We start from the raw sequence: 23,066 nt of genomic DNA, 5'->3' as shown, positions 1-23,066 counted from the left end.
GAGCGGCCGCTCCCGGCGTGGTGCGGGAGCGGCCGGCGGTGCGGAGGTGGTCAGCGGCGGCCATGCCCGCCCGGGCCGTCACCGTTCAAGCCGTCGGTCTCGATACGGTTGTTGACCCGCTCGACGTCCTCGATGTTGCGGTCGCGGGTGTCCTTCATCATCCGGACCTGGCTGACCGTGGCGTCGGTGATGCCGACCAGCGCGTCGCGGATGGACATCATCGTTTCCTTGGTGGTCTGCCGCTCCTTCTGCTCCTGCGGCTTGGCCTTCTCGGCGAACTCGCCTTCCGTGCCGGGCCATCGGACCGTGGGCGCCAGCTCGTCGAGGAACTCCTCGGTGATGCTCGTGGCGAGGGTGCCGATCTCCTCCAGCTGTCTCGCCAGCGCCTCGATGCGGTGCGGGTCGACGTAGTACCGCTGCCCCATGGTCAGTCCTCCCCGTCCTCGCCGAGCGCGTCCCGCCAGGCGGGGGTGGCCGCCTGGCCGTCGCGCGCCGTGTCCGCGTCGTCCTCGCGCAGCACCTCGGGACCGAAGATCCGCTCCCAGTCCAGCTCGAAGCCCTTCAGTTCCGGCACGTTGCTGCTGGGCTCGGCGAAGGGCGCCATGGCCTTCATCACGTGCCGGTTCATCTTCAGGCGGGCCGCGTTGGCCGCCTCCAGGACGCTGGCGGCCAGCTCCTGGGGGGACATGTCGCGGTACTTGTTCTCCAGGAACTCGATCCCGGACAGTTCACCCTGCGGGCCCACGGTGGCGCGGACCGCGCGGTCGGAGGAGAGCACCGCGAACGACGCCTGCCGCAGCTCGCGTTCGGTGCGGGCGACCGCTTCCTGGGCCGCCTGGAGTTCGGCCATCGCCTTCTCGAGGCGCTTCTCCAGCGGTTCCGTCACGCTCGCTCCTGCCCTTCTGCGTCGACCTGTTCATCAACTGCCTTGCTGATCCTGCCTGGTGAGGCCCTCGATGCGGAAGCCGGGGCCGGGTGGGGCTCGGCTCCTCTGCGCGCGGTGGTCTCGCCGTGCCGCGCGGTGGTCACCGCCCGATGACGGCCGGGGTGCCGCCGTCCTCGGTGCCCCACACGTCCGTGTCCTCCTCCAGGTAGTCGGCGGAGCTGGTGACCCTGCGGCCCGGCTCCGTCTCCTCCTCGGGGCTCTCGCCGCCGGTGGTCGCCACCCGGGACGCCGGGGCCAGGAAGGTGTCGTTGTCCTCCTGGCGGTTCCAGGGGCTGCGTCGGCGGCGGTTGCGGCGCTCGCTCTCCTCCGCCGCGTCGACCAGGACGGCACGCACCCGCTCGCCGTTGCCCTTCTCGCCGCCCGCGCCCATGCCTCCCATGCCGCCGCCCATCGGCATCCCGGGGCTGCCGGGTGTGCCGGGCGCGCCAGGGGCGCCGGCCGTGGCGGCGGGAGCCAGCGGGGTGCCCCCGCTCGCGGCGGCACCGTCGGAGAGGGGCTCGGCACCGAGTCCGCCGGAGCCGTCCGGGGCGAAGGAGTCCGCCCCGGACAGGCCGCCGCCAACGGCCCCTGCGCCCACGCCGCCGCCGAGTCCCAGGTCGGAGAGCGACACATCCCGGCTGCTGGTTCCGTCACCGCCGCCTCCCCCGTTGAGGTCGCCGAGACTGCCGAGGTCGTCGAGTGCGCCCGAATCGCCGCGGCCGCCCTGCGAGTTGAGGTCGTGCAGGTTCACCGTCTCGGTGTTGCCCTGCGGGTCGGTGACGGTGGCGATGCCGGTGTCCGGGTCGATGACCTGGGTGCTGCCGTCCGGGAACGTGGTGGTCAGCTTGCCGTCGTCCAGTCCGGTGACGGAGCCGTCCGGGTTGGTCACCTTCGCGCCGTGGGTGAGGTCGGTGGTCGTGGTGGACCCGTCCGCGTCGGTGGTGGTGAACGTCCCGGTGTCCGGGTCGAAGACGGCTTTGCTGCCGTCCGCGAAGGTGGTGGCGAAGTCGTCGCCCTGAAGGGCGGTGTTCCCGCCCGTCGGGGTCTCCAGGCCGGCCCGGTCGGTGTTGAGGTTCCCGAGGTCGCCCAGGTCGCCGATGGACTCCGTGGGCAGATCGGGGTTGAGGTCGCCCAGGTCACCGAGCCCGTTCTGGCTGTTGAGGTTGCCCAGGCCGCCCAGGTTCTCGGTGGTGGTCTTCCCGTCCGGATCGGTGGTGGTGCTCTGCCCGGTCGTCGGGTCGACCGTCTGCGTGGTGCCGTCCGGGAACGTGGTCGTCAGCTTGCCGTCGTCGCCCAGCGAGGTGACCGAGCCGTCCGGGTTGGTCACCTCGGCACCGTTGCCCAGGTCGGTGGTGGTGGTCGAGCCGTCCGGGTGCGTGGTGGTGAGTGTCCCGCTGTCCGGGTCGAAGCTGGTACGGCTGCCGTCCGCGAAGTCGGTCGTCAGGTCGCCGCCGCTGGTCAGCTGGGTGCTGCCGCCGGTCGGGGTGTCGAGCACGCCGTCGCCGCCGCCGAGGCCGCTGTTGAGGCCGTCGAGGCTGCCCAGGTCGGTCGTGGTGGTCGTGCCGTCCGGGTTGGTCGTCGTGGTCTGCCCGGTCGTGGGATCGACGGTCTGCGTGGTGCCGTCCGGGAAGGTCGTCGTCAGCTTGCCGTCGTCGCCGAGTGCGGTGACCGAGCCGTCCGGGTTGGTCACCCGGGTGCCGTCGCCCAGGTTCTGGGTGGTGGTCGAGCCGTCCGGGTGGGTGGTCGTGAGCATCCCGCTGTCCGGGTCGAAGCTGGTGCTGCTGCCGTCCGGGAAGTCGGTGGTGAGCTTGCCGTCGTTGAGCTGGGTGTTGCCGCCGGTCGGGGTCTTGAGGGAGCCGCCGCCGGTGTTCAGGCCGCCGAGGCTGCCGAGGTTCTCGGTGATGGCGTCGTTGGCGGAGTTGTTCGTCCCGCCCGGTCCGTTGTTCAGCGCCCCGAGGTTGCCCAGGTTCGTGGTGACGGGGGGCGGAGTGCTCGTGAAAGCCTCCTGGTCACCGCCCGGGTTGTTCACGTCGCCGAGGTTGCCCAGGCTCTCCGTGACCGTGGTCGGGTTCAGCAGCTCGTCGAGGTTGCCGAGGTTCTGCTCGGCGACGGCGTTGGGGTCGTTGATGCCGCCGAGGCTCTCCTGCATGGCCTTGGCCTGCTCCTCGGCCTCGCGCTTTGCCTCCTCCTGCTCACGCCGCTGCTCCTCGCGGAGCTCGTCCTGGTACTTCTTGTCCTCATCGCGCTGCTGGTTCTGCTCGTTGCGCAGCTCCTCCTGGAGCTTCTTGTCCTCATCGCGCTGCTGGTTCTGCTCCTCGCGGAGCTCGTCCTGGTACTTCTTGTCCTCCTCCCGCTGCCGCTCCTGCTCCGCGCGCAGCTCGTCCTGGTACTTGCGGTCCTCCTCGCGCTGCCGCTCCTGCTCCGCGCGCAGCTCGTCCTGGTACTTGCGGTTCTCCTCGTTCTGCCGGTTGATCTCCTCCTGCGCCTCCTCGGCCTTGCGCTCCTCGTACTCCTCCGCTGCCGTGCCGGTCGACTTCGGCTTGGGCACGTTGTCGGAGAAGTCGTCGCCCAGGTCGAGGAAGTGGTTGTTCAGGTCCGACTGCACCTGGGCGGCCGGCTTGCCCAGGAACTCGTCGACGCCCTGGCTCCAGAGCTTCACCGCCTTGTCGCCGACCTTCGCCCAGTTCGCGATGTCGGTGAGGTCGCCGTAGTCGGGATGCACCTGGTTGAAGCCGGCCTGCGGGCTGTGGCTGACGGTCGTGACGTAGCGGGAGGTGTACGACTTGATGTCGGTCTTGGCGACGTTGTTCGCGTCCACCCACTGGGCGAGCTCGTCCAGGACATAGCGCAGCACCTGGTGCGGGTCGTAGTACGGGGACTTGGCCCAGGCCAGCCACGCCTCCAGCAGCTTGTTGGCGGAGTCCTCCAGGTACTTGCGGCCCAGTGACAGGGCGCGCGAGTACACCGTGTTGCCGGTGCCGGTCTCGTCGCCGGAGCCGGGGCTTTCGTTGAAGGTCTCGACGTAGCTGTCGTAGTTCTCGCGGATCTTCTTCAGCAGGCTGCGGAAGACCTCCGCCGCCTCGCCCTTCCAGCTCGCGTCGTCCCGGCCGAAGCGGTCCTCCCAGTCCTTCAGAACCCCCGCATGGTCCTTGAAGAACTTGGCGGCGAAGTCGAAGGACTCACCGGTGGTGTTGAAGGAGTTCAGGTCCACGATGTCGGCCCAGGGCACGCCCAGGTTGCTGAACCGGGCATTCTGGGTGTTGCCGCTCAGCAGTTCGAGGAGCGCCGCGCGCGGCCCGTTCATGTACCGGGCGAGCGGGATGGTGCTCATCTTGTCCTTGTTGTAGTCCGTGAACTCGTTGCCCTCACGGACCTGCGCGTCACGGACGTTGTCCGTGCCGGGACTGGCGAAGATGATCTCGTCGCCCGACTTCACGCGGCCCTCGAAGACGATCCGGGCCTGCATGATGGACCGCTTCTTGCCGCTGTCGAAGAACCAGATGTCGTAGTCCTCACCCTTGTTCGTCAGGAAGCCGGAGTCCTTGACGAGAAGGCTGAGGCTGCGCTCCTTGATGTCCATCCGGAAGAGCTTGCCGCCGTGTTCGGAGCGGAGCGTGTCGAAGACGGTGTTGCGGTCCGGCACCGGATAGCCGGTGATGTGGGTGACCAGGGTGGCCCAGGTGTCGCTCGACGGGTCATTGGCATCGCCGAACTTGTTGATGTTGGTGACGGAGTTGGGATCGTAGCGATCGGCCACCTGGCGCCCTTTCTGGTCGGTTGGTCAGGACTCGTCGCCCGGGTCGCCGGTGGTCCCGGCGGTGAGGGTGTCGACCTCGTCGAAGGTCTGGAGCAGCGTCTGCGCGTCGATCGCGTCGAGGTTCTTGTCCTTGGTCTTGTTCGCCTCGTCGATCGTCTCGGTGAGCGCCTCCTTCAGCTCCTTGAAGAGGTCCATCTGGTCACCGAGCAGCTTGTCGATCGCCTCGGCCGCGGTGCGGATGTCCTCGATCAGCTTCGGTCCCGAGACGAGGGGTTCGGTGACCATCCTGCCGATGCGCAGGAGTTGCTTGTCCTGGGCGAGGTTCTCCGGTGTGGTGTGGCCGTCGATGAGGTGGCCGAGCGGGCGGATGTGGGACCCGTCGCCGTCCTCCTTGTGCTTCTTCGCGGCGGTGTACACCGGCTGCACCTCGTTGTCCCGGAAGTTCTCCATCTGCTTGAGGTCGAAATGCTTGACGTCGGCCTTCTCACCGGCCATGGGACGCTCTCCTGCCGCTTGGTGCCGGACGGGGATACGGGAGCCCGGCGGACGCCCCGCACACGGGCGACGGCCGGGCCGGTGGGCCCGCGTGCCGGGTGGGCACACCGGGTCGGTCCGGAGACTCCCGCCTGCCGGCCGGCTACCGCATCGTCCGTCTCCGGGACTTTCGGGCGGCGGGTCGGGGCGCCGAACCGTCCGTGTGGGATCGGGACACGGGCGGTTCGGCGTCCTCCGGTCGCGCGCGCCGACCGCCGGGCCCGCCCCTGCGGACGGGCGAGGGGAAGCTCCGGCGAAGCCCTAACGGGCCCGCACGTTCCCCCAGTTGTCGGCGCTCCTGCGCTCGTCGCGGGAGTGGTTGTCGTGGATGGTCTGGATCAGCTCGCCGTTGTCGCCGAGGAGCATGGCCATGTTCTTGGTGGCCTGGTCCCACTCCGCCTGGACCTGGCGGTACGTCTCCTGGTCCGAGCCCTCCCAGGAGGTGACGAGCGGCTTCAGCTCGTCCTCCAGGTTGTTGAGGGTCGTGATGATCTGCTGGGTCTGGGCCATCAACTCCTCGATGGCATTGCGGACCGCGGGATACTGCACGTCGATGATGCCGTCGGCCATGACGTCTCCTCTCGGACGGCCGGGCGTGAGCGCCCGGGAAGCTCAGGGGGTCCGGTCTCGCCCGTACGGGGGCCGGTGCTGCGGGGGCGGGTCAGCGCAGCGCTTCGAAGACGCCCTGGCTGGTCTTGCTGTTGAGGACCTCGGTCAGGTCCTGGTTCTCCTGCGCCAGACGATTGGCGGAGGTCACGTTCTCCTGGAGCGCGTCGACCATCTTGCTGATCTGGATGACGACCTTCTGCGCCTCGGCGTTCCAGCTGCGGAAGAGCTTCAGCAGGGCCTGGCCCTCGTCGCCGCCGACGCCCGAACGCGCGGCGATCTCGGCGACGTTGTTCTGGATCTTCTCGACCTGGGTCCGGGCCGACTCCAGGGAGGAGACACCCCCCAAACCCTTGGCATAGTCCGCTTTCCTCGCGGCACTGTCCGCCATGTCGCGCTCCCTTCGTTCAGGCTTGTCCCGACGCATCGTTGCCCGCTGAGGCTAAAGAGAACTGAGCGTTCCGCGCAACGCGTGCAGGGAAGATTTGAGCATCGGTCAGCTCACCCCAGAATTCTTGCGTGGCAAGGGAGTTGTGCGGAGGTTTCGGCGATATGAACAGGCGCGCCCGACCAGCGGGACAGTGGTTGTGAACCCGTCCACCGGGCGATGCGATGCGGGCAGAAAGCGGGCATGCGAAGCGCGTGAACGGGCATCGGTGTGGACCGTATCCGGCGAGGAAAGCGCTTCCGAGGGATTTCAGGGGTACGGTCCGGCGAAATTTCAGAGCTTTATTTGAGGTTCTCCGCCGCGCTCGATCCGGGGATGACTCCGCGAACTCCACACCCTCGGCGCCGAGTTTGGCTGAATACTTCTGCTGCCCCCGACCTTTTCCTTTTCTTCGGCACGGTATGCGTTTCTTGCCGTGATCAGCGTGCCGTGTCCGCCTTGTCCTTCCCGGCGTTCGTCCCGCCGCGCTCCGGCTGTCCGGCGGCACCGCACGCCGGTGCCGTGACCTTGGGCTCCGCGATGCCAGACGCGGCGGCCGGGTCGAGGTCCGCGCCGGTCGGGAGCGCCGCGAGCAGCGGGGCGGGGACCGAGCCGATGTCCCCGGTCTCGTACCCGAGGGCTGCCAGCGAATTCTTCGCGGAGACGCGGTACTTCACACCGTTCTCCGCCACCAGATAGGTGGTCCCCGCATGCGCGGCGCCGCTGGCGTGCAGGGCCCTGACCAGGGCGCCGCGTCCGGGACGTACCACCGTGGCGTCGACCGGGACACAGGCCGGCTGCAGCGGCTCGGCGGTGCCCTGCGGCACCGCGACCGGGGCGAGCCGGGTCAGGGGGACCAGCACCGACCTGATCCGGGCGCCGCCGTCGTCGCCGTCCACCTGCGCACACAGAGCGGTGCCGCGCGGCGCGGACTGCGGGAGGGGCGGCGCGTCGGGCAGCTCCGCGGACGCGGCGGGGCCCGGGTCCATGGCCCGGTGCTCGCGCAGCGCGTCCGCGCCGACCGTGCGCACTTCGGGCGACTGCCCCTGGTAGGCGTCCTTCTGGGTGGCCGGGTCGCCCAGCACCAGCGCGGCGCCGAGCCGGGTCAGCGGCACCAGGCCGTCCTCGCGCAGCAGGTGGTAGGTACTGCCACCGCCGGGCACGCTGACCTTGAACAGCTGGCCGATCCGGCTGGCTTCGCCTCCGAGGACGGGCCCCTGCGCACCACGTCCCGGCACCGCGGGAGGCTTCAGGGCGGGCCCGGGTGCCAGTGCGTCGAGGAAGGCCGCCGAGACCGGCATCGGCCGCTCGGAGCCGTAGCCGAGGGCGTTGCGGGCGTCGGATGCGCGGTCCAGCGGCAGTCTGCTGCCCCGCCACACCAGGTACTCGGTGTCGTCCGGCCCGCGCACCAGCAGCGCGCGGTCGGCGCCGATGCCGCGGGTGTCCAGCGGCGCCCCGGCGACCACGGTCGTGGCGCCCGGCTCGTCCACGCCGGTGTTCGCCACGACGCCGGAGGTGTTGGGCTGCGCCCCGTCCGGCCCGGTGACGCACATGTGCCAGGCGCCGGCGTCGAGTTGGCCGGGCTCGGGCACGGTGTCGGGGGCGCCGGGGATTCCGGCCGGGGCGCCCACCGGGACGTCCCGCAGCGAGGCCGTGCCGACGTCCACGGTCTCCAGGTCGGAGCCGCCGATCAGCCGCGCCGAGGCGTAGTTGCGCACCGGGTGCAGTACGCCGTCGGTGCCGGTCCACAGGTAACGGGCGCCGGTGTCGCGGTTGACCACCAGGTGGTCGCCGTCGCGCCAGGCGTCGTTGCCGCCGGGGCGCAGCAGGCCGTAGACGGTGGCGCCGGCGCCGATCAGGACGGTGACCAGGACGCCGAAGACCACTCCGCGGGTGGTGCGCCCGAGCGGGCTCTCCGGGGCGTCCGGGTCGGCCATCAACAGGCCCGAACTGAGCCTGCCCATCATGAAACTGTGGGCGTGTACCTGGTCGCGTTTGGACTGCACGGCCTCTCCTCGACTTCGTTCTCTTGCCGGAGTGCGGTTGTGCTCAGCCGAACAGGCCGCGCAGCCAGCCGAAGAGCCCCGCCACCCACAGGCTGAGCGGCAGCAGCGCCACGGCGAAGCCGGTGTGCGCGATCTCCGCCGCCCGGCCCCAGTACGGCAGCATGCGCCGGCCGGGCACGGTCCAGGCGGCGATCACCAGTGCGGCCCCGGCGCCGAGCAGCACCGCGAAGACCACCAGGCGTCCGTCGCCGTCACTGTCCACCGCCCAGGCGCGAGCGAGCAGCAGCAGCCCCCAGACGCCGGGTACGGCCAGGGTCAGCCGCTGCCCGATGTGCACCAGGCCGCGGGAGTGCAGGAGGAGCAGCAGGCTCAGCGTGGCGGCGGTCAACACCTCGGGCAGATTGGGGCGTTGGGCGATGACGACGAGGGCGGCCGCTGCGACGGTGCCGGTGGCGGCGAAGAGCGCGGTGACCCAGCGTCCGGCCAGCTCGGTGCGCTCGGCGACCTCGTCGCCCGCGTAGGGCTCGATGCCCTCCTGGAGCTGGCTGGCGGAGGAGGGCAGGGCGGGCATCCGCATGCCGGCGAGCTTGAAGGCGAACGGTGCGACCGTCCCCGCCGCCAGCGCGACCACCGCCGCCACCAGCGACACCGCGGCCGGTGCGTCCAGGCCCGAGTACCCGATCAGGGCGCCGGTGATCGCGGTGGCCACCGAGACGACCGCGGTGGCCAGCAGGGCCGGGGCGCCGACCGCGGTGGCCGCCAGCGCGAGGACCGCGCCGCCCGCGCCCGCGGCACCCGCAGCGAGCAACCGCGCGCCCACGACCCGCGCCGCGTCCGGGCCGGTCAGCTCGCCGCCGGGCAGCACCCAGCCCGCCAGTGCCAGGCAGGGCGCGACCAGCAGGCCGAGCACGTTCGCGGAGAGGCGCTCGCCGACGGCGCGGCTGGCGGTGCCCGCGCCCGCGAGCAGCAGCACCCCCGCCACGGCCGCGCACGCGGCCCTGACCGAGCCCGAGCGGGTCACGCCTGGCCAGAACACCAGCACCAGGGCGGCCACCACGGTCGCCACCGTGGTGCCCACCAGCAGTCCGCGGGCCGCCTCGGGGTGCCAGGTGTGCAGCCTGCGGCCCGCGGTGTCGGCTATGCCGTCGACCAGGTCGTCGAGCCTCGCCTCGGGCAACGCCTCGGTGTGCGGGCGCAGATAGAGCACGTCCCCGTCGGCGAGGCCGGCGCGCGCGAGGGTGGTCTCCTCGTCGAGCGGGGCGTCACCGAGCCGCTGCAGCACCCAGCCTGCGTGGTCGAGTCCGGACTCCTCGGCCTCCTCGCCGACGTAGCGCAGCAGCGTCGGCAGCAGATCGGCGACCGGCACGTCGGCGGGCACGGCCAGATCGACGGAGACGCTCGGCGCACGTACGGTCAGGCGGCACAGTTCGGCCACCACGCTGTCGGTCATCAGCTGAACTCTCGTCTTCCGTGGGGGGCTTTGACAGAAGGACTTCCTCGGGAGAGGGGCCGTGCGCAGAGCGGGTAAGGCCCGCGCGGCCCAGAACCGGGCGGTCGGACAAGGGAATTGTGTCCGTGCGCCCGGAAACCACCTCTCCCACGTGGACAGGTCGCGTTACGTGAATGCAGACTACTGCCTACGCCCGCCGGATCGTGCTGCGGACCGGACTCCTTGTCCGGTATGCAGTTGAGTGCGGGGGGAGTTGACCGTCCCCCGCTTTCAGTTCCCAGCATTCATCCGGCGTTCACCGCGCCGCCCGGGACCCGCAGAATGGGTGCGGTGCGGTCTTTCCCGCTACCGGGTTGGCCGGTATTCGGCGCGGGCCGGAAAGCCAGTGAAACCGGAGGTTTCGTTCCTTGAGTGTGGTGCTGTTTCGCCGGCCGGCCCGCAGGCGCGGACCCGAGATGCCCGACGGGCAATTGACCCTCCAGGAGCCGCCGGTTCTCGCTGAGACGGTGCCGGACACCTCGGCGATATGGACCTATTTGCCGATGGCACTGATGTCGGTGTCCATGATGCTGATGTTCCTGCGCCCCGGCGGTGGCAACGGCGTCTTCATGTATCTGGCGATGGGCGTCATGGCGCTCTCCGCCGGTGCCATGCTGCTGGGGCAGCTGATGCGCCGCTCCAGCGAACGCAAGCAGCGCCTGAAGGGCGAACGACGCGACTACCTCCGCTATCTGGCGCAGATGCGCAAGCGGGTCCGGGGCACCATCACGGAGCAGCAGCGGGCGCTCGCCTGGCGCCACCCGGAGCCCGCCTCGCTGCGTTCGGTGGCCCGCACCTCACGGCTGTGGGAACGCCGCCCGGCCGACGAGGACTTCGGCGAGGTCCGGCTCGCGATCGGCGAACAGCAGCTCGCCCTCACCCTCACCCCGGTCTCCACCCGCCCGGTGGAGGACCTCGAACCGCTCTGCGCGCACGCCCTGCGCCGCTTCATCCGCGCCTACTCCACCATCCCCGAGCAGCCCCTCGGGCTGTACCTGCGCTCCTCGGCGCGGGTCATGCTGCGCCCCGAGGAGGCACCCGGCGAGGAGACGGCCGAGCCGGGCGCCGCGTCGTACGGGGCGAGTGGCGAGAGCCGGGCCGAGGGCGCCGATCCGGGCAGCGACGCGGTACACGCCCTGGTGCGCGCCATGCTCGGCCAGCTCGCCGTGTTCCACGCGCCCGAGGAGCTGTGGCTCGCCGTCTGCGTCAGTGACGAGCGCCGGCCCGACTGGGAGTGGGTCAAGTGGCTGCCGCACGCGCTGCACCCGCACGAGGAGGACGGCGCCGGCCAGGTCCGCCGGATCACCGCCGACCTCACCGAGCTGGATGATCTGCTCGGCGCCGAGTTCGCCGAGCGTCCCGGCTTCGACCCGGACGCCCGCCCCGGCCGCGACGAGCCCTACACGGTCGTGATCCTGGACGGCGTCACCGTCCCCGAGAGCCACCGCTGGGAGGGCCACGGCTACCGCAACGCCATGGTCCTGGACGTCTCCGGGGCGCTGCGCTGGCGGCCCGGCCGCAACACGCTGCGGCTGACCGTCGGACCGGACCGGGTGAACCTGGTGCGCACCGACCGCAGCCGCAAGGAGCGCTCCGTCGCGCTCGGTCGTCCGGACCGGCTCGGACCGCTCGGCGCGGAGTCGCTGGCCCGGCTGCTCACCGCCCGCCGGATGAGCCTGGGCACGGACATCGCGCAGCCCCTTGATGCCGACGTCGAGCTCACCACCCTGCTCGGCATCCCCGATCTGCACCGGCACGAACCGAAGGTCCTCTGCGAACGGCACACCGGCTCCGCCCGGCTGCGGGTGCCGATCGCCGTCGGCGTGGACGGCCGCCCGGTGGACCTCGACATCAAGGAGTCCGCACAGGGCGGCATGGGCCCGCACGGCATGCTGATCGGTGCCACCGGCTCCGGCAAGAGCGAACTGCTGCGCACCCTCGTCCTCGGTCTCGCGCTGACCAACTCCTCCGAGACCCTCAACTTCGTCCTGGTCGACTTCAAGGGCGGCGCGACCTTCCTCGGCCTGGAGGAACTCCCGCACACCTCCGCCGTCATCACCAACCTCGCCGACGAGGTCGCCCTGGTGGAGCGCATGCAGGACGCCCTGCACGGCGAACTCATCCGCCGCCAGGAGCTGCTGCGCTCGGCCGGCAACTACACCTCCGCCCTGGAGTACGAGCGGGCCCGCGCCGCCGGGGCCGACCTCACCCCGCTGCCCAGCCTGTTCGTGGTGGTCGACGAGTTCAGCGAACTGCTCTCCGCGCACCGGGAGTTCATGGACCTGTTCGTGATGATCGGCCGCCTCGGCCGCTCCCTCGGGGTGCATCTGCTGCTGGCCTCGCAGCGCCTGGACGAGGGCCGTATGCACCAGTTGGAGAGCCACCTGTCGTACCGCATCGGCCTGCGCACCTTCTCCGCCATGGAGAGCCGCGGTGTGCTCGGCGTGCCGGACGCCTACGAGCTCCCCGCCCAGCCCGGCAGCGGCTATCTGAAGTCCGGCGTGGAGGCCCTGACCCGGTTCCGCGCCGCCTACTCCTCCGGCACGTACCGGCGCCGCACCGGCGCGGTGGTGCAGGCCCGCGTGGCCAGCCAGGTGGTGCCGTGGACCAGCGGCTGGGTGGTGCCGCGGACGCTGGAGCCGGCGTCCGAGCCGGAACCGGAGACCGAGGAGACCGGCGACGAGGAGACCCTGCTGGACGTGGCCCTCGACCGGCTGCGGGACGCGGGTCCCGCAGCCCATCAGGTGTGGCTGCCGCCGCTGGACGAGCCCTCCCCGCTGGACGCACTGCTGCCCGGCATCGCCCCCGACCCCGAGCGCGGCCTCACCGCCGCCGGCTGGGCCGGGACCGGCAAACTGCGGGTTCCGGTGGGCCTGGTGGACAAGCCCTTCGACCAGCGCCGCGATCCGCTGGTCGTGGACCTCTCCGGGGCCGGCGGTCACGTCGCCGTCGCGGGCGGCTCCCAGAGCGGCAAGTCGACCCTGGCCCGCACGCTGATCGCCGCCCTGGCCCTCACCCACACCCCCGCCGAGATCCAGTTCTACTGCCTGGACTTCGGCGGCGGCGGTCTCTCCCAGCTCGCCTCGCTCCCGCACGTCGGCGGGGTCGCGGCGCGGCTCAATCCGGAGCGGGTGCACCGGGCCGTCGCCGAGGTGATGACGCTGCTCGCCCGCCGCGAGCAGTTCTTCGTGGACCACACCCTCGACTCCATGCAGTCCTACCGCCGTCGCCGGGCCGCCGGGGAGTTCCCCGACGAGCCGTTCGGCGACGTGTTCATGGTGGTCGACGGCTGGTCGACGGTCCGTCAGGACTACGACGAACTGGTCCCGAAGTTCAACGAACTCGCCGCCCGCGGCCTGAACTACGGCATCCACCTGCTCATCACCACCACCCGCTGGGTCGAGTTGTCCGCGCAGGTCCGCGACCAGTCCGCGACCCGGCTGGAGTTGCGGATGGGCGACCCGATGGACTCCGAGATCGACACCCGCAAGGCCCGTTCGGTGCCGCGCAGCGGCGGTCGCGGCATCACCGCCGACAGCAAGATGCACTTCCTGGCCGGCCTGCCCCGACTGGACGGCAGCGGCTCCCTCGAGGACCTCGGCGAGGGCGTCGCCCACCTGGTCGGTGAGGTCGCCAAGCACTGGTCGGGTCCGGCCGCACCGCCGGTGCGGATGCTGCCGCACCGGCTGCCGCTCGCCGAACTCCCCGCGCCGCAGCCCACCGAGGGCGGCGGCCTGCGCCTCCCGCTCGGCATCGACCAGGATGCCCTGGAGCCGGTGTGGCACGACTTCAGCCGCACCCCGCACCTGATCGTGGTCGGCGACACGGAGAGCGGCAAGACCAACCTGCTGCGCCGTATCACCGAGGGCATCACCGCCCGGTACACCCCGAGCGAGGCGAAGATCATCGCGGTGGACTACCGCCGCACCCTGGTGGATGCCATCCCGGCGGAGTACCGCATCGGGCACGTGATCTCCCTGGACAACCTGAAGGAGACCGTCGACGGCGCGGCCCGCGCGCTCAAGACCCGCGTCCCCGGCGCGGACATCGCCCCCGCCCGGATGCGCCAGTGCGACTGGTGGACCGGCCCGCGGCTGTTCATCCTGGTCGACGACTACGACATGGTCTCCGGCAACTCCTTCCAGAGCCCCTTCGAGCCGCTCTTCGAGCATCTGACCCTCGGTTTCGAGATGGGTCTGCACCTGGTCGTCGCCCGCAGCGCCATGGGCGCCGGCCGCGGCCTCAGCGACGCCCTGATCCGCCGCATGGACGAGGCGAACAACCCCGCCGTCCTCCTCTCCTGCCCACCCACCGAGGGCCGCCTCTTCGGCAACGCGAAGCCCCTCAACCTCCCACCCGGCCGGGCCCTGCACATCGCCCGCCGCAAGTCGCGGTTGATGCAGACGGCGTTGGTGGAGGAGGGGCGGGGGCAGGAGGAGGGCTGAGGGCATGTGAGGCACGTAGTGTGGGGGCCATCTGAGGTGGCCCCCACCGTCATGGGGAGCGGTTGCCCCGGGCCGGGCCCACACCCACGCGGGCCCCTCGACGCCTCGGCGTCCCTGGGCCGGCTGCACTCCCTCACTCCGTCCGCATGCCGTACGCCATCCCGGACGCGGCTGATACGGACGTCACCGGCGTGGCACAGCCGAGGAACGAACCGCACGGATGCGGGGTCACCTGACGTGGACCCGACTGGAATGGGCGGCGAATGCCCCCGCACCGAGGCTCACACCCAGCGCCCGGACCTTGCCCAGGGAACACCGCCGCTTACGGCGCCTCAGCCTCTCCGAGTCTCGGCTCGGCCCCGCTCCCGCGGCCACCCACCGGACGCCAGACCGAAGAAGGCCGCGAGGTCAACTGACCTGAGCTGCACGGTAGTTGGCGCCAATCGCTCCAAGACCACGCCCACACCTCGCGCAAGCGACCCGGCGAAGGGCGACCACCCCTACGTCACCTCGGCCTCCCCAAGCCTCGACTCGGTCCCCTCCCGCTCCGGCCGTCCCGCCGGACGCCACCCCCGGGCGCGGGCCCTGGGGAGGGTGAAGGCTGCCCAGAGGATGGCGAGTACGGCGGCGGAGCCGAGGAGGACGAAGAGGGTGGCTCGGTCGGTGGCGCGGTCGGCGGTGGCGGTGTCGCGGACGGTCACGGGGTCCACGGCCCGCTCGGCCCCGGCCGGCGCGCCCGGGTCTCCGAGGATCGTGGTCACGGCGGCGTAGGCGTCCAGTTGAGGGATGTCGGCCGGGTAGGCGGTCGCGGTCAGGCGGTGGATGACGGCGTCGGGCGCGTCGTCGGGGTGGGCGGCGCGGACCGCCGCGGCGGCACCGGCGGCGTAGGCGGCCGCCACCGAGGCACCGGCGCCGAGGTAGTGGCCGCTGCCACGCGGGCCCCCGGAGACCACCCCGGCGCCGGGGGCGGCCAGGTCGATGCCCGTGGTGGGCAGGGAGTTGTCGGGGCGGACGCCGCCGGGGAGCATGTCGGCGACCGAGAGGACGCCGGGTTCACCGGCCGGCCAGTAGACGCGGGACGGGATCTCGTCCGTGCCGCCCCGGGACGGCGGGTCCGGGGTCGCCGCGGCGACCACGACCGTGCCCGCCCGGCGCGCCGCGGCGATGGCGTCGGTCAGCGCCTTGTCGCGGCGCGGCAGGGCCACCGTGACCGCGATCACCTCGGCCCGCGCTTCGGTGGCCTCGCGTACCGCCGCCGCGACCAGTTCGGGGCTCGCCGCACCGCGCGTGTCGGTGCCGCGCAGCGCCAGGACCTTCGCGCCCGGGGCGACCCCGGCGAGGCGCGGGCTGTCCCCGCCGGTGCCGGCGATCAGCCCGGCCAGGAAGGTGCCGTGCCCGACGCAGTCCTCGGCGGCCGCGCCCCGGGCGGTGACCCGCCCGTCGAGACCGGCGGCGTCGGGGGCGACGCCGGTGTCGATCAGGGCTACGGTGACGCCCGCACCGGTGCTGTGCCCGCGCAGCCGGTCCAGGTCGAGGCGCTGACGCGACCAGTCCTGCTTCTTCGCCGTCTCACGGGAGGCGGCGGTGCACGCCGCCTCCTCGGCCTCGGGATCGAGAGCGGAGGGCATGCCGGGCAGTTCCTGCCCCTTCTTCTCGTCGGCCGTCGACGGGCGCGAGAGGGGTGTCGTATGAGCCGGGACGCCCGTGGGCAGCAGCAGCGCGGCGGCGAGGCCGGCACCGGACAGCAGGCGGGCGGCCCCGCGGGCGCGCGGCGTCATCGGGGAGCCGCCTTCGGGGCAACGGCCGGGACGTCCTCGGGGATGAGGATGCGCAGGTCGTCCAGGGTGGGCGCGGCCAGCGAGCCGAGCCGTCCCGCCTGCCGGGTGACCATCGCCTCGACCACCTGGCGGGCCAGCCGGGCGTTGCCGAACGAACGGTCCCGGGGCAGCGACTCGAAGTACTCCCTGAGCAGCGGGCCGGTGCCCGGGCCGCACTCGTAGCCCATGCTCGCGGCCTGACCGCGCACGATGGTGACCAGTTCCTCGCAGGAGTAGTCGGCGAAGCCGATCCGGCGCGGGAAGCGGGAGGACAGGCCCGGGTTGGAGGCGAGGAAGCGCTCCATCTCGTCGGTGTAGCCGGCGACGATGACGACCACCTCGTCGCGGTGGTCCTCCATCAGTTTCAGCAGCGTGTCCACCGCCTCCTGGCCGAAGTCGGCGCCACCGCCGCGCGGGGTGAGGGTGTACGCCTCGTCGATGAACAGCACGCCGCCACGGGCCCGTTCGAAGACCTCGCGGGTGAGCTGAGCGGTGTGGCCGATGTAGCGGCCGACGAGGTCGGCGCGGGCCGCCTCGATCAGCTGGCCCCGCTGCAGGATGCCGAGCTGGGTCAGGATCTCGCCGTAGAGACGGGCCACCGTGGTCTTGCCGGTACCGGGCGGGCCGGTGAAGACCAGATGGTGGCTGAGCGAGGGCACCGGCAGCCCGGCGGCGGCACGGTGGCGGGCGGTGGTGATGAGGTTGACCAGGTCCGCGACGTCACGCTTCACCTCGGCCAGGCCGATCATGTCGCCGAGACGGGTCAACGGGTCGTCCTCCGGAGCGGCGGACCCGGCGGCCGTCGCGGCGGCGGTGGAGACGTCCTCCGGCAGCAGCAGCCGCAGGTCGTGCTCGCCGACCTGCGCCTGCGAGGCGAGCCGGACCGCCTGCCGGTCCACCATCTCCTCGAACACCCCGCGCGCGGCACGGCCGTTGCCGAAGCCGGCGTCTCTCGGCATCGCCTCGAAGTGCGCGGCCAGTGCCGCCGCGGTGCCCTCGCCCAGCTCGTACTGGTGCCGGCCGCACATGTTCTCCATGATCGCGACCAGTTCGGGCACCGAGTAGTTCTCGAACTCGACGGTCCGTGAGAAACGCGACGCCAGACCCGGGTTGGAGCCGAGGAAGGACTCCATCTCACGGGAGTAGCCGGCCGCGACCACCACCACGTCGTCGCGGTGGTCCTCCATCAGCTTCAGCAGGGTGTCCACCGCCTCGCGGCCGAAGTCGGCGCCGCCGTTGCCGCTGTCCGCGGTGAGCGTGTACGCCTCGTCGACGAACAGCACGCCACCGAGGGCGCGTTGGAAGGTCTCGGTGGTCTTGATCGCCGTACCGCCGACGACCTGCGCGACCAGGTCGGCGCGGGAGACCTCCACGAGGTGTCCGCTGCGCAGCGAACCCAGTTCGGCGAGGATCGCCCCGTAGAGACGGGCGACGGTGGTCTTACCCGTGCCGGGCGGGCCGGCGAAGATCAGGTGCCGGCTCATCGGCGGGGCGGACATGCCGAGTTGCTCGCGGCGCTGGGCGAGCTGGGTCAGGTTGACCAGCGTGCCCACCTGCTGCTTGACGTTCTCCAGGCCGATCAGCGCGTTCAGGGCGCCGAGCGGGCCGTCCGCGCGGTCCGGCGCAGGCGCGTCCGCGGCGCCGGAGCCGGCCGGGTCGGTGTTCTCGGCGCTGCCGGTGCCCCAGGCGTCCCGCTTGCCGTTGCCGGTGCTGTTCAGGCCCTCCACGGCGAGCCGTTCGCCGGGCACGGTCTGCACCAGGCCGCCGCCCTCGTTCTCCCGGGCGAGGCAGTTCACGAGCGACACCGGCGCGGTCGACTCCACCCGGAAGCCGTCCTGGGCACCGCCGGAGACCTCGCAACCGCTGAGCGAGGCGAGCGCGCCCTCGCGGAGCAGGAAGCCATGGCCCTGAGCGGCGTGCACGGTGGTGCGGTTGGCGGTCAACTCGCCGCCCGCCGCGACCACCACGCCCTCCTCGCCGGATATCTCGACGCGGAAGTCGCGGACGGTGACGTTGCCGCCGTCCTCCACGATCAGGCCACTGGTGGCGGTGTCGGAGACGCCGCCACCGGCCAGGTAGAGAGTGCTGCCGGAGCCGACGCGCACACCCGCGCCCTTCGGCCGTACGATCTCGCAGTCCTCGGCGCGGCCCCGGGCATCCTTGCCGGCCACGATGCCGTCGCCGGCGGGCTCCACCAGCCGGGCCCGGCGCAGCAGCGGATTGGCGCCGCCGCGCACGGAGACCGCGGGCGCGCCGCCGATCACCTCGAGGCGGTCCAGCTCGGGCGCCGAGTCCTCCTCCAGGAGCAGCCCGGTCTGTTCGCAGTCGCGGACCGTCAGGCCTGTCAGCGCCGGGGACGCGGCCCCGGCGACGCGCACCGCGGCGCCCTGCGCGCCGTCCACCCAGCAGTCCTCGAAGGTGCCGCGGGCCCGGTCGGTGACCAGCACGCCCTGGCCGCGGGTGCGCGAGACGCGGCAGCGACGCAGCACCGGGTCGGTGCCGGCGGCCAGGGCGATCCCGTTGCCGGATGCCCCGGTGACGCGGACGTCCTCCAGCGTCGTACGGCCCGCGCTGCTCAGGTGCACGCCGGTGCTGGTGTCGTGCACCACGGTGCGGATCACCGTGAGGGAGCAGTTCTGCTCCAGGGCGAGGGAGGGCTTGTCGGTGGAGGAGATGTCGCAGTCCTCGACGGTGCCGCGGGAATCGCCGTTGGCGAGCAGGCCGTTGCCGCGGGCGTCGCGCACCGTGCAGCCGCGCATGCGGGCCTCGCCCTGCTCGGCGAGGACGAGGCCGCTGGTGCCCAGGTGCTCCAGCGTGCAGGACTCCACGGTGGTGGGCGTGGTCGAGGTGACGACGATGCCCGCGCCCTGCGGGTTGCTCACCCGGCAGTCCCGCAGCGCCAGCGAACCGGTGCCCCCGGCCAGCATCGCGGTCCAGGCGGCGCCGACCACCTCGCAGCCGTCGAGCGCGGCCTGCCCGCGCCGCACGTCCACGGCGGGCAGTTCGGCGTCGCCGCCGCGCAGGGTCAGTTCGGAGACCATCACGGCGTCGGCGCGCAGCGCGAGCACACTGCCCGAACGCGGCCGGATCTCGACCGTGCCCCGCCCGTCGGCGGCGGTGAGGGTGACCCTGGTGTTGATCACCAGGTTCTCCGCGTACGTCCCGGGCCGGACGCTGATGAGCGCACCGGTACGGGCGGCCGCGAGTGCCTCACCGATCGTCCGGTAGCGGTCCCGGTCCCCCGGACCGACCGTCAGTACCTGGCGCGACACGCACCAACCTCCTTGCTCCGGCGGCGTCTTCAGCGGGCGCCCCCTCATCGGCGGCGCGTGTCGGCGAGCCGACCGAGCCATCATGCCCCGGCTTCGGGGCGTACGGATGCCGAGAGCGGTGTTCTCGGCCTGCGGGCGTCCGGTCAGACGCTCCACTTCTGGTTGTCGGTGCCGGCGCAGGTCCACAGTTGCAGCCAGGCCCCGTTGCCCCGGTTGTTGTCCTTGATGTCGACGCACTTCCCGACGACGGTGTTGACGAGGTCGTGCCGCTCGTTCAGGACGAACTTCTGGGCGGCGTTGCCGCTGCACAAGGCGATCTGGATGGGAGTGCCGTCGTTGTAGTTCGCGTTGGCCACGTCCAGGCACAGACCGTTGATGCGGACGGTGCCGTCGGAGGCGAACTGCCACCGCTGCGCAGGGCCGTTGTTGCAATCCCACACGAACAGCTTCTTGCCGTCGCCGAACTCGGCGTTCGGTACGTCGATGCAGCGGCCGGAGAGGTGGCTGCGCAGGGAGACCGGGGCACTGAACGTGACACCCGAACCGGTGTCGGCGGGCTTGTCGTCACCGCCGGACTTGCTCCCGCCTCCGGTCTTCTCGGGCTGGTCCTTGTCGCCCGAGTCCCCCCGGGGACTGTCCTTCCGGCCGGCGTCCTGCTTCGGCGTGTCCTTGCCCGAGTTCTGCGCCGGGGCGCCCGCGGGAGCTTCCTTCACCGGCTTGTCGGGCTTGGCGGACTCCTTCTTGCCGTCGCCCGAGGCGCCGGCGTCGGGCTTGGTCACCACGAAGTCGCCCGGTGCCTCCGGCGAACCGCCGCCGAGTACGGTTCCTCCCGCCGGGGCCGTCTTGTTGTCCTTGTCGTCGCCGCCGACGAGTACCAGGAACGGCACCGACACGAGCAGCGCCCCGGCGACCGCGGCTCCGGCCAGCGCCGCCCTGCCCGGCCGCCCGACCTGGCCGGCCTCCTGCTGCGGCCGGTCGATGGCGGTCGCGGTCATGGTCCGCACGAGTGCGGGCAGCCGGCTCTTGGCCGCCGCCGCGGCACCGGGGTCGGTTTCGGCCTCGGACTCGGACCGGCTGCCGGAGCCGGCCCCGCCCTCTGGGTTGGTCCGCGCCTCGGCCCCGGCCTCGGTGGTCCTGCTCTCTGCGGTCGTCTCCTCCGCCTCGGCAGCCTTGGCTTCGGCCTCGGTCCCGGCCTTCGCCTCTGCGGGCTCGGGTCGGGGCTCGGGCTCGGTGGCTGAGGCGGCCACGGCGGTGGCGGTGGTCGCGGCCGTCTCCTCGCGGTCGGAGCCGGACTCCGACGGCGGGGAGGTGGGGGTGTGCTGGACCGGACGCGTCACGGGGTCCTCCCTGTGATGTGGGGCCAGGGTTCAGAGAAGTTGTCGGTGTGGGCTGCGGAGGCGACAGCGGTCGCGGGGCCGGAACGGTCCGCCGGGCCGGAGCGGACGCCGTAGCCCTCGTCCGCCGCTGCGTCCGCCGCGGGCGCCCCGTCGGTACCCGGCCCTCGTTCGGGGCCGAGGAGACTGTCCGCCGGGACGAGCAAGGGGGCCGCGGCCCCGGCGTTGACCATCAGCAAGGTGCCCGAACCGGTCAGCGAACGGGCCAACTCCCGGGCGGGGAGCGTGTCATGCCGAAGTGCCGTGGACATGAACTCGTGAGCCGGTGAGGTGAACAACAGCACCACCGGCGCCCCGTCCCGCCCGGCGGCCGTGAGCGGCCCGCCGTCCGGTCCGCGCACCACCGTGATGTCCGCTTCGGCGAGCGCCGCGAGGGCCTCGTCCACCGAGCCGTAGCCGGTGGCGGCCCGCTGTGCCGCTGCGTCCACCGGGTCGGTGGGCTCCGGCCAGCCGAGGACTCGGGCGGAGGGCCGGTACGCCGGGTTGGCACGGTAGCCCCCCACGCTCCCGCTCCCGTCCGACTGCCACTCCCCCAGGACCGCCCACTCGGGCGGCGTCCGCTCGTCGGTCCACTCGGGGTCCACCACGCCGATCCAGTGCCCCGGCGCCCGGCGGGCGGCGGCCTGCACGGCCTCGGGTATCGCGGGGGTGTCGGTGGCCTCGACGGGGTCGGCGCCGGGTGACTCCGAAGCGGCGGTGGCACCGGAGCCGTCGGGCACCACGGGCCGGGCGTCGCGCCCGCCCTCCTGCCGTTGTCCGGGCCGCATCTCCACCTGAACTCTTGTGTCCCTACGAATACTTGAGTGTCGAACGGCATGGACGCGCGCCGACACTGATCAACTCGGGGCGCCAACAGGATGCCACACGAGCCTCGTCCGTGGCGGTTCGGGCAAGGTCCGTATCGGGCGCCCGCGTGCCCGTTTGCTGCCCGGTCGGGGGACGTTCCGGGAGCAGCGAGGCGTGGGCGGACAAAGCGACGGGAGAGTTGGGGCGGGTGGGGCGGCTGATCGCCCCCGGTACAGGCTAAGTTGGGGCACGCCATCGGTCCGGTCGGCATACGGCGCCTTCCGGCCGGACGTCCGGGCCGGGGCCGTACGGGAAGACCGCGCGCAGCTCGGAAGGGCGTCGGACCGGCCTGCGGCCGCCACCGCGGTGGGTCTTGTGGAACTCGGCGCCCGGGACCGGGCGAACCGGTTCGTCCCGGCGCGGCACTCGACCAACACGCTCCGGGCTTCCCGGCGTTCGTCCGGCCGACCGTCGCGCGGGCCCCGCACACCACCGACGGCTCCGCCACCGAGGAGGAGTACCGCATGTCCCCCCAGCAGCAGACCCCCGGCGCGAACGCGGAGGCGGCCGCCGCCCGCGAAGGGGAGGCCGGGTTACCGCCCACGCCCTCCGCACCGGACGAGACGGCACCGAGCACGGCCGCAGCCCCCGAGGCGGAGTCCGGCACCACCCCGGCCGGGGAGACCACCGCCACCGCGCCGCCCACCGAGGAGACCGCCGAAGCCGCCGCCCCGCCCGCAGGAGCGACGGCGGCTGCAGCCGGCACGACGGAGGCACCCGAGGAGCGCGTCGCGGTCGCCGCGGCGGTCGGGACGACGCCCCCGGGCACCAGGACCGACACCGGCGTCCGCGGCGGGCGCCCCCGCAAGCCGGTCCTGGCGGGTGCCGCGATAGCCGGCGCGGTCCTCATCGCCGTACCGCTGCTGCTGGCCGGCAGCGCGAAGGACGACGGGCCCGGCGATTCCAAGGGCCCGGCCGCGGGTTCCGACACCGTCCTGAACCCGAACTCCGCCCCCGCCGCGCTCGACGACTACGTGGCCGAGAAGCCCAGTCCGTCCCCGAAGAAGGCGAAGCCGAAGAAGAGCGAGCCTGCGAAGGTCGTCGCTCCCCCGCCCGTCGCGCCCTCCCCGGAGCCCAGCAGGACCAGCGCTCCCGCCAAACCCAAGCCGAAGCCCAAGCCCAAGGCGAGCCCGCAGCCGAACTGGAGCACCGAGAGCGTCTTCGCGACCAGCGTGCTGGAGGTCAACCAGGCCTGGACCACCAACCGCATCCGGATGGTCATGCAGACCGACGGCAACCTCGTCGTCTACAACGAGCAGAGCAAGCCCATCTGGGCATCCATGACCTTCGGCCAGAACCACCGGGCGATCTTCCAGCCGGACGGCAACCTCGTCATCCACAACGCCGAGGACCGCCCCATCTGGGCCTCCCAGACCTGGGGCCGCGAGGGCGCCCAGCTGGTCCTGCGGGCCGACGCCAAGGTCGTCATCGTGCACAACGGCAGCGTGGTCTGGTCGACCTGACGCCCGCGCGCGACGGGCTTCGAGGGCCCGTCGCGCAGCCCGGCGCGGGGCCGACGTGAGGGTCGGCGCGGAGGTTGGCGTGGGG

Annotated in this window: 14 protein-coding genes; 2 read left to right on the top strand and 12 right to left on the bottom strand. The window is 72.3% G+C overall.

Translation table 11 applies throughout. The annotated features are described in order from the left end of the window. Window positions 1-50: 50 nt before the first annotated feature. From ACWGDB_RS00430 to eccD, 8 genes are all read right to left on the bottom strand, one after another. Window positions 51-425, bottom strand: a complete 375-nt coding sequence (locus tag ACWGDB_RS00430) for a hypothetical protein (RefSeq protein ID WP_383601286.1) — start codon at window positions 423-425, stop codon at window positions 51-53. A 2-nt stretch (window positions 426-427) separates the two neighbouring features. Continuing rightward, complete coding sequence (locus tag ACWGDB_RS00425) at window positions 428-886, bottom strand: YbaB/EbfC family nucleoid-associated protein (RefSeq protein ID WP_453820334.1); 459 nt, start codon at window positions 884-886, stop codon at window positions 428-430. Window positions 887-1,025: 139 nt separating this feature from the next. Continuing rightward, entirely contained in the window at window positions 1,026-4,682 is a 3,657-nt protein-coding gene (locus tag ACWGDB_RS00420) for an AAWKG family protein (RefSeq protein ID WP_453820333.1), read from the bottom strand. A 24-nt stretch (window positions 4,683-4,706) separates the two neighbouring features. Beyond that, entirely contained in the window at window positions 4,707-5,177 is a 471-nt protein-coding gene (locus ACWGDB_RS00415) for a type VII secretion system-associated protein (RefSeq protein WP_453820332.1), read from the bottom strand. A gap of 300 nt (window positions 5,178-5,477) precedes the next feature. After that, on the bottom strand, window positions 5,478-5,786 hold the full coding sequence (locus tag ACWGDB_RS00410; protein WP_328420337.1) for a WXG100 family type VII secretion target: 309 nt from the start codon (window positions 5,784-5,786) through the stop codon (window positions 5,478-5,480). 91 nt (window positions 5,787-5,877) lie between these two features. Continuing rightward, entirely contained in the window at window positions 5,878-6,213 is a 336-nt protein-coding gene (locus ACWGDB_RS00405; RefSeq protein ID WP_369275084.1) for a hypothetical protein, read from the bottom strand. Between the two features lie 476 nt (window positions 6,214-6,689). Next, window positions 6,690-8,255, bottom strand: a complete 1,566-nt coding sequence (gene eccB / locus ACWGDB_RS00400; RefSeq protein WP_453820331.1) for a type VII secretion protein EccB — start codon at window positions 8,253-8,255, stop codon at window positions 6,690-6,692. Window positions 8,256-8,298: 43 nt separating this feature from the next. Further along, window positions 8,299-9,705 (bottom strand): type VII secretion integral membrane protein EccD, encoded by a 1,407-nt coding sequence (eccD, locus tag ACWGDB_RS00395; RefSeq protein ID WP_453820330.1) that lies wholly within the window; start codon window positions 9,703-9,705, stop codon window positions 8,299-8,301. Between the two features lie 455 nt (window positions 9,706-10,160). Between eccD and eccCa the strand changes: the two genes are divergently transcribed. Continuing rightward, window positions 10,161-14,189, top strand: coding sequence for a type VII secretion protein EccCa (gene eccCa / locus ACWGDB_RS00390; protein WP_453820329.1), 4,029 nt, complete (start codon window positions 10,161-10,163; stop codon window positions 14,187-14,189). Window positions 14,190-14,689: 500 nt separating this feature from the next. Here the strand turns inward: eccCa and ACWGDB_RS00385 are convergent, their stop codons facing one another. The 4 genes from ACWGDB_RS00385 to ACWGDB_RS00370 all read right to left on the bottom strand — a co-directional run bounded on the left by ACWGDB_RS00385 (window position 14,690) and on the right by ACWGDB_RS00370 (window position 21,439). Next, window positions 14,690-15,967, bottom strand: coding sequence for a S8 family serine peptidase (locus tag ACWGDB_RS00385; protein WP_453820328.1), 1,278 nt, complete (start codon window positions 15,965-15,967; stop codon window positions 14,690-14,692). Further along, window positions 15,964-19,278 carry a right-handed parallel beta-helix repeat-containing protein gene (locus ACWGDB_RS00380; RefSeq protein ID WP_453820327.1) on the bottom strand — a complete coding sequence of 1,105 codons (3,315 nt, stop codon included), beginning with the start codon at window positions 19,276-19,278 and terminating at the stop codon, window positions 15,964-15,966. Before ACWGDB_RS00380 ends, ACWGDB_RS00385 begins: the two co-directional genes overlap by 4 nt. Before the next feature lie 143 nt (window positions 19,279-19,421). Further along, window positions 19,422-20,615: a ricin-type beta-trefoil lectin domain protein gene (locus ACWGDB_RS00375; RefSeq protein ID WP_453820326.1), complete on the bottom strand. Its 1,194-nt coding sequence runs from the start codon at window positions 20,613-20,615 to the stop codon at window positions 19,422-19,424. Then, window positions 20,612-21,439 carry a type VII secretion system-associated protein gene (locus ACWGDB_RS00370; protein ID WP_453820325.1) on the bottom strand — a complete coding sequence of 276 codons (828 nt, stop codon included), beginning with the start codon at window positions 21,437-21,439 and terminating at the stop codon, window positions 20,612-20,614. The genes ACWGDB_RS00375 and ACWGDB_RS00370 overlap by 4 nt, the downstream gene beginning before the upstream one ends. Before the next feature lie 543 nt (window positions 21,440-21,982). Between ACWGDB_RS00370 and ACWGDB_RS00365 the strand changes: the two genes are divergently transcribed. Beyond that, a complete protein-coding gene (locus ACWGDB_RS00365) occupies window positions 21,983-22,981 on the top strand; it encodes a mannose-binding protein (protein ID WP_453820324.1) in 999 nt (332 codons plus the stop codon). Window positions 22,982-23,066 lie beyond the last annotated feature (85 nt).

Source organism: Streptomyces sp. NPDC055013 (genome assembly GCF_053608645.1).
Note: the sequence above shows the minus strand (reverse complement) of the source record. Positions and strands in the feature narration are given on the sequence as shown.